This is a genomic window from Hoeflea sp. (assembly GCF_984452065.1).
On the sequence record NZ_CFHWAF010000188.1, the window covers coordinates 1 to 7,098 of the forward strand.

Annotated in this window: 7 protein-coding genes; 5 read left to right on the forward strand and 2 right to left on the reverse strand. The window is 60.5% G+C overall.

From position 1 onward, the window contains the following. Window positions 1–1,192, forward strand: a 1,192-nt coding sequence (locus AC5E6N_RS22395) for a mechanosensitive ion channel family protein (protein ID WP_491749889.1), incomplete at its 5' end; no start/stop codon positions are given. Window positions 1,193–1,211: 19 nt separating this feature from the next. Here AC5E6N_RS22395 and ada read toward each other — a convergent pair. Beyond that, window positions 1,212–2,288 carry a bifunctional DNA-binding transcriptional regulator/O6-methylguanine-DNA methyltransferase Ada gene (gene ada, locus AC5E6N_RS22400; RefSeq protein ID WP_491749890.1) on the reverse strand — a complete coding sequence of 359 codons (1,077 nt, stop codon included), beginning with the start codon at window positions 2,286–2,288 and terminating at the stop codon, window positions 1,212–1,214. A 201-nt stretch (window positions 2,289–2,489) separates the two neighbouring features. Here ada and AC5E6N_RS22405 point away from each other — a divergent pair, with 201 nt between their 5' ends. The 4 genes from AC5E6N_RS22405 to AC5E6N_RS22420 all read left to right on the forward strand — a co-directional run bounded on the left by AC5E6N_RS22405 (window position 2,490) and on the right by AC5E6N_RS22420 (window position 6,603). Continuing rightward, on the forward strand, window positions 2,490–3,026 hold the full coding sequence (locus tag AC5E6N_RS22405) for a tetratricopeptide repeat protein (protein WP_491749891.1): 537 nt from the start codon (window positions 2,490–2,492) through the stop codon (window positions 3,024–3,026). A 140-nt stretch (window positions 3,027–3,166) separates the two neighbouring features. Then, a complete protein-coding gene (locus AC5E6N_RS22410; RefSeq protein ID WP_491749892.1) occupies window positions 3,167–4,786 on the forward strand; it encodes a fumarate hydratase in 1,620 nt (539 codons plus the stop codon). Continuing rightward, on the forward strand, window positions 4,783–5,853 hold the full coding sequence (locus AC5E6N_RS22415; protein ID WP_491749893.1) for a DUF2332 domain-containing protein: 1,071 nt from the start codon (window positions 4,783–4,785) through the stop codon (window positions 5,851–5,853). Before AC5E6N_RS22410 ends, AC5E6N_RS22415 begins: the two co-directional genes overlap by 4 nt. Before the next feature lie 255 nt (window positions 5,854–6,108). Continuing rightward, the gene (locus tag AC5E6N_RS22420; protein WP_491687771.1) at window positions 6,109–6,603 is read left to right on the forward strand and encodes a MarR family winged helix-turn-helix transcriptional regulator; all 495 of its coding nucleotides are present in this window, start codon (window positions 6,109–6,111) and stop codon (window positions 6,601–6,603) included. Here the strand turns inward: AC5E6N_RS22420 and AC5E6N_RS22425 are convergent. Next, window positions 6,600–6,965, reverse strand: a complete 366-nt coding sequence (locus AC5E6N_RS22425; protein ID WP_491687770.1) for a gamma-butyrobetaine hydroxylase family protein — start codon at window positions 6,963–6,965, stop codon at window positions 6,600–6,602. The two genes, AC5E6N_RS22420 and AC5E6N_RS22425, sit on opposite strands and share 4 nt — an antisense overlap. Between the last annotated feature and the right edge of the window lie 133 nt (window positions 6,966–7,098).

The window sequence follows — 7,098 nt, forward strand, 5'->3', positions numbered from 1 at the left end:
TCGTTTCCGCTCTGAGGCGGTCATCTTCGCGGAAACGCAGGAGCAGGAAGCACCCGCCGAAGCGCAGACGCCGGCGGAACAGTCAGATGTCGCGGGCACAGCGGATGGCGAGTTCGAGGCGGAGGACGAGGAACCGGAAGAGATCGTCGGCCCCTATGAACTCTACCGGCCGGTTGTCCGCCGGCTGGCACGGTTTGTTATTTTGATCGGTGCCCTGTTCACGGTCCTCTATGTCTGGGAAGGCAATATCTTCGCCCTGTCGGAATCGCAGACCGCCGCCGGACGCCTCGTCGGCATTCTCGCCGATGTCCTTGCCGCCGTGCTCGTCGCAGATCTCGTCTGGGTCTGGGCGAAATCGGCCATCGACCGCCGTCTTGCCAATTACGTCCCTCCGCAGGGCAGCGAGGCTCCGGGACCGGAAGCACGCATGGCAACGCTCCTGCCGATCCTGCGCATGACGCTGATGGTCTTCCTCATCGTGGTGGTGGCGATGACCATCCTTGCCTCGCTCGGCATCAATATCGGCCCGCTGCTCGCCGGCGCGGGGGTGATCGGCATCGCCATCGGCTTCGGCGCGCAGGCGCTCGTCCGCGACATCGTGTCGGGCATCTTCTTCCTTGTCGACGACGCCTTCCGCATCGGCGAATATATCGAGATCGGCGAGCTGCGCGGCACCGTGGAATCCATGTCGATCCGCTCGCTCAGGGTCCGCCACCATCTGGGCGCCATCCACACAATACCGTTCGGGGAACTGAAATCGCTGACCAATTACAGCCGCGACTGGGTCATCATGCGGCTGGAGTTCCGCGTCCCCTTCGAGACGGACGTCAAGCTGGTGAAGAAGATCGTCAAGACGATCGGCGCCGAACTGCTCGAACATGAGGGCTACGGATCAAGCATCATCCAGACCCTGAAGTCGCAAGGCGTCCGCCGCATGGAAGAGTTCAACATGGTCATCGGCGTGAAATTCATGGCCAAACCCGGCGCGCAATGGCTGATCCGGCGCGACGCCTACCAGAAACTGCGCGACGCGTTCGAAGCCAACGGCATAAATTTCGCACAACGCAATGTCACGGTCGAGGTCGTCGGCGACAGGGAACTCGACGAGGAAGCGAAAAAGGCCATCACCGGCGCGGTCCAGCCGGCGATAGAGGCGCAGCAGGCACCCGGAGCGGCGCCCGATGAACCTTGATGCGGCACGCCCCCGACAGTCATGACCGGGCCTCGCGCCGCAGCAGTTCGCGCTTGCGCTCAACGCCCCAGCGATATCCGGAGAGCGCCCCGTCGGTGCGCACGACCCGGTGGCAGGGAATCACCACGGCAATATTGTTTGCGCCACACGCCTGGGCCACGGCCCGGACTGCGCCTGGTTTGCCGATATCGCGCGCCACCTGCGAATAGGACACGGTCTTTCCGGCCGGAATGGCCCGCAGGGCCGCCCAGACCTTCTGCTGAAACGCGGTCCCTTTGATATCCAGCGGAAGGTCGAAATCCGTCTGCGGCGCCTCGACCTGCGCAATCACCACGGCAACGGTGCGCTCGAAATCGGCCTCACCGCCGACAAGTTCGGCTTTCGGGAACCGGTCCTGCAGTTTCCTGACGAGCTGGTCGGGATCGTCGCCGAAATCGATCGCGCATACGCCCCGCTCCGTCGCGGCTACGAGAACCGGACCCAATGAGCACTCAGCCACGGCAAATGTGATGCGCGCATCGCGCCCGCCATCACGGAACTGTGAGGGGCGCATGCCGAGACGGCCGTCCGATTCCTCATAGAACCGGCTGCTTGCATTATATCCGGCATCGAAGATCGCACCGGTTACCGACGCGCCGCGTTCAAGCTCGCCGCGCACCCGGGCTGCCCTGCAAGCCGCTGAATAGGCCTTCGGGGTGACGCCGGTGATTTCCTTGAACAGGCGATGGAAATAGAAGCGGCTGATCCCGGCCCGGCGCGCCAGGGCATCGAGGCTTGGCGGCTCTTGCGCTTCTTCGATTATGCGGCATGCCGCCGCCACCATTTCGGTGTGCTCTTTCGCGGGGCCGCTCTTGTCCGGCTTGCAGCGCTTGCAGGCCCGGTAGCCGGCCTTCTCGGCTTCCAGGGCGGTGTTGTAGAAGCTGACATTCTTGCGAAGAGCCGCCTTTGACGGACAGGACGGACGGCAATAGATACCTGTCGTCCTGACCGCAAAGACGAACTGACCGTCGGCGCTGGCATCCCGGTGTGAGACAGCCTGCCAGCGATCGTCTTCGCTCAACACCTGTTTCTTCATTTCAACGATCTCCAGGGACATCGTGCCACTCCTTCTCATAAAGGGCAAAACATTGTGATCGCCACATTAGAGGCGCCGATTCCCGGTCGCATCCCGTCCCTTGCTCTGTAATTTTTGCTTCCTATTTGTGATCGGACGGTCTCCGGCTGATAAGATCGTGAACAGCCGAGAGGACAAAACCATGTATGATGCGATCAACGGAACAAAACCTGAGGGATAACGATGAAAGCTGCAATACTCTCGACCGCGCTGCTGGTTTCGGCAGGGCTTCTGCTTTCAACACCGGGCTTTACCGCGGGCAGCGGTGGCGGATCTTCCGACAATAACCCGTGCAATGCAGGCTGGGTGTGGGACAAGGGCCAGAGAAAATGCGTCCGGCAGTCCTCGGAAGTGGACCAGGAAAGTCTTTATGAAGCCGGCCGTTCTCTTGCTCATGCAGGCCGCTATCAGGAGGCCATCGACGTCCTCAAACTGGCATCCGCCGACGACAAGCGCGTGCTGAACTATCTCGGCTTTGCCACCCGCAAACTCGGCAAGGTCGATGAAGGCCTCGTCTACTATCACAAGGCACTGGCAATCGACCCTGAATACACGCTCGTTCGCGAATATATGGGCGAGGCACTGCTTCAAAAGGGCGATCTTGAGGGCGCGCTTGAGCAGCTTGCCGAAATCCGCCGCCTGTGCAACGGCCGCGGATGCGCCGAATATGGCGAATTGTCGGGCATGATCGCGGACTATGTGAGGAAGACCGCAAGCTGAACCAGCAAATTCTACCGTTATCGAGGAGCCCCGCCAGCCGGGGCTCTCTTCGTTTGTACACCCTTGGTGCGATTGCAATTGCAACTGTGTCGGAATACACAGCCTCGACGTTCCAAAGCTCACCCATGAAAGGCAAGCCGATGTCCGATACGCCCGCAGCAGACCTGTTTCCGCTTGAGGCCGACGAGACACCCTACCGGAAAATCAGCGGCGGACACGGCAGCGTCGACACCTTCAAGGGAGAGGAAATCCTCAGCGTCGAGCCCGAGGACATCCGGCTATTGGCGGAAGCCGCCTTTGCGGACATCAACCACCTGCTGCGACCCGCGCATCTCAAACAGCTTGCAAAAATCCTTGAGGATCCCGAAGCCACCGAAAACGACCGTTTTGTCGCTTTTGATCTTTTGAAAAACGCCAATATCGCCGCAGGCGGCGTCCTGCCCATGTGCCAGGACACCGGCACGGCCATCGTCATGGCCAAGAAGGGCCGCAAGATCTGGACCAAGGGTGGCGACCGTGAAGCCCTCGCACAGGGTGTCCGCGACGCCTATGAGAAGAAGAACCTGCGCTATTCCCAGCTCGCGCCGCTGGCCATGTTTGAGGAAAAGAACACACGCAACAATCTGCCGGCGCAGATCGATATCTACGAAGAGGGCGAGGATGCCTACAAGTTCCTGTTCGTCGCCAAGGGCGGCGGTTCCGCGAACAAGACATTCCTCTACCAGGGCACGCCGTCACTGCTCACCCATGACAGGCTCATCGACTTCCTGAAGGAAAAGATACTGACCCTTGGAACCGCTGCATGCCCACCCTACCACCTGGCGGTCGTCATCGGCGGAACGTCGGCGGAAATGAACCTGAAAACGGTCAAACTCGCATCGACCAAATATCTCGACGGCTTACCGACCGAAGGATCGGAACTCGGCCATGCGTTTCGCGACCTTGAGATGGAGGCGGAAGTCCACAAACTGACGCAGCAGATGGGCGTCGGCGCGCAATTCGGCGGAAAGTATTTCTGTCATGACGTCCGGGTGATCCGTCTGCCGCGGCACGGTGCTTCGCTTCCGATCGGGCTTGGCGTCTCCTGTTCCGCCGATCGCCAGGCAAAAGGAAAGATCACGCGCGAGGGCGTTTTCCTGGAAAAGCTGGAAACCAATCCGGCCAAATACATGCCTGAAGTCGACGAAGGTGCCCTGACCGACCACGTGGTTCACATCGATCTTAACCAGCCGATGGAAAAAATTCTCAAGGAGCTCTCGCAACATCCTGTAAAAACACAGCTTTCTCTCAGCGGAACCATTATCGTCGCGCGCGATCTCGCCCATTCCAAAATCCGCGAACGGCTGGAGAACGGCGAAGACATGCCGGACTATTTCAAGGATCATCCGGTCTATTATGCCGGTCCCGCCAAAACACCGAAGGGCTACGCGTCCGGCTCGTTCGGACCGACCACCGCCGGCCGCATGGACAGTTATGTCGACCAGTTCCAGTCCTTTGGGGGCTCCATGGTCATGCTCGCCAAGGGCAACCGGTCGCGCATTGTCCGGGAAGCCTGTGCCCGTCATGGCGGATTTTACCTCGGATCCATCGGCGGCCCCGCCGCCCTCCTGGCGAAGGACTGCATCAAGAAGGTCGAGGTGGTGGAATATCCTGAACTTGGCATGGAAGCGGTCTGGAAAATCGAGGTTGAGGACTTCCCGGCCTTCATCGTCATTGACGACAAGGGCAACGATTTCTTCAAGGAACTCAACCTGGGATGACGGCAAGGCCCCTGCCCCCGTCCATTGCACGGGCCTTCGCGCGCCAGGAACACGCCTGCGCGCATCTCGGCTCGCCGTTTACCGCGCAGGTCTGCCGCGTCATCGCACAGCACGGCCTGCCGGCCTCCCGACTTGTCGATATATTGCGGTCGTGGCAGGGCGATCCGACCGCCGACGGCGATGCGGTTCCGGTTCGCCTGTGCGCGGCGCTGCACGAACTGGTCATAAGCCAGGCTGAGCCGGCCCTTTCGAGCGTTTACCCGCCAAATCACAAGGCGCTGGAGGACGCGGCGCTTCACGCCGCAATCGATCAGGCAATTGAACGAAACGACGATTGGCTGTGCGAACGCATGTCCTTTGCGCCACAGACCAATGAAATTCGCCGCTCCAGCGCAATTTATGCAGCACTCTCTCACATTGCGGGCGAGACGGGATTGCCGATTGTGCTCTCCGAACTCGGCGCCAGCGCCGGTTTGAACCTGCTTCTTGACAGCTATCACCACGTCATTGACGGACACAGTGGCGGCAACCCTCAATCTTTGGTCACGCTGCAGCCGCAATGGTCCGATGGCCCGGCACCCGACGGCCCGGTCTTGATCGCCGAGCGCCGCGGATGCGACCTTGCGCCCTTCGATCTGTCCGACCCTGAACACCGGAAACGGCTTCTTTCCTATGTCTGGGCCGATCAGGACGATCGCTTCGAGCGGCTCCGGGCCGCGCTCCGGCTTCACGATCGCCACCCGGCCCATGTCGACAAGGCGCACATGCTGGATTGGTTGTCGGACAGGCTGGACAAGGCACCCGATGGCCATGCCCACGTCGTCTATCACACCATCGCCTGGCAATATCTCTCGGAAGAAGAGCGCAAAAAGGGCCGCGACATCATCGACGCCGCCGGGGCGCGCTGCACCGCGCGGACGCCCCTGTTCCTTTTGAGCCTTGAGGGCGATGGCGGCAAACCCGGCGCCGCTTTGAACCTGACCTCCTGGCCCGGCCAAAGGGAAACGCTGCTCGCCCGTGTTGATTTTCACGGCAGGTGGATCGACTGGAAGGCTGCGGAGCGATAACGCGCAAGCTGCCACCTGCCACATGGTCTCTTCAAAGCAGATCTCTCCGAGTTCGATGATCATGACGTCTCGCGGCGCCTTGTCGCCGGACGGCCGCGCGGCGGCGTTGAGAAAAAAGCCTGAACGCAACACGTCCGGCGGTTTCTGGTGCCATTCGACCTGTGATATCAAAGCCGAGACGGATGACCTTGTGTATGAATGATGCCATAGTCGGACTCCGGCGGTAAGTTCAACTTTGAACATAATTGTACAACTATGAACAAAAATCAAGCACTGCCTTGGGACAATCCGCGATTCAAGAACTGGATCGCCGTCGCAAGGGCGAGCCAGATGATCCACCAGAAGCTTGGCCGGGCGCTCGCGCGGCTGGATATCAAGGTTCCCCATCTCGATATCCTCGCCAATCTTTACCGCTTCGAGGGCATCTCGCAGCAGGATCTGGCCCATAAGCTGCTCGTGGGCCGCTCGAACATCAGCATGCTCCTGCCGCAGATCGAAAAGCGCGGACTGATCGAACGGCGCAAGGACGACACGGACAAGCGTATCCTGCGGCTCTACCTCACGGACAAAGGCCGGGATATCACCCTGCGGGCGCTGGCCATCGAGCTTGAACTGATCGAGCATTCCATGTCGACCACCGACACGGATGAATGCAATTTCGTCGGCGAAATCATGCAGCGCATGATCCGGCAGATGGAAGATTGGGACGACACCGGACAGCGGGGTGCCAGTGGGATGAATGAAGGCTAACGCGGCATGCCGGCGCTGTCGCGGTCCATGCCTTTCGCGCTGAGCTCTTCCAGATAGCCGGACCAGTAAGTCTCGAAATTGGTCCCGAGATCATGCAGATAGACCCAGGTGAAGAGCCCGGTGCTGTGGCCGTCGTCAAAAATAAGACGCACCGCATAATTGCCGACCGGCTCCGCCCCCTTGATCTGCACATTGCGCTTGCCGGGCACGGTGACACGTTGTTCGGCGGAATGCCCCTGGACCTCCGCCGAAGGAGAAAGGACCCGCAGCGCCTCCGCGGGCAGCGAGAATGTCGCGCCCTCGTCGAACGCCACCGTCAATGTCTTCCGATCCTTTGATATGCGCAGTTCCGTCGGTCGCATTTTTGTCTCCGCCAAAGGCCTCATCCCGTCAACGGTTCACTCGGCCGGGTTATCCGCACTGAGCACGATCGGGCCGGGATTGTCCAGATACCATTGGACGCAGGACTTCGCGTCGAGCCTGTTTCAGGCGGCC

Coding starts and splice junctions, on each gene's coding strand:
- ada (WP_491749890.1), bottom strand. CDS start 2,288: ATGTCCCTGGAGATCGTTGAAATGAAGAAACAGGTGTTGAGCGAAGAC.
- AC5E6N_RS22405 (WP_491749891.1), top strand. CDS start 2,490: ATGAAAGCTGCAATACTCTCGACCGCGCTGCTGGTTTCGGCAGGGCTT.
- AC5E6N_RS22410 (WP_491749892.1), top strand. CDS start 3,167: ATGTCCGATACGCCCGCAGCAGACCTGTTTCCGCTTGAGGCCGACGAG.
- AC5E6N_RS22415 (WP_491749893.1), top strand. CDS start 4,783: ATGACGGCAAGGCCCCTGCCCCCGTCCATTGCACGGGCCTTCGCGCGC.
- AC5E6N_RS22420 (WP_491687771.1), top strand. CDS start 6,109: ATGAACAAAAATCAAGCACTGCCTTGGGACAATCCGCGATTCAAGAAC.
- AC5E6N_RS22425 (WP_491687770.1), bottom strand. CDS start 6,965: ATGCGACCGACGGAACTGCGCATATCAAAGGATCGGAAGACATTGACG.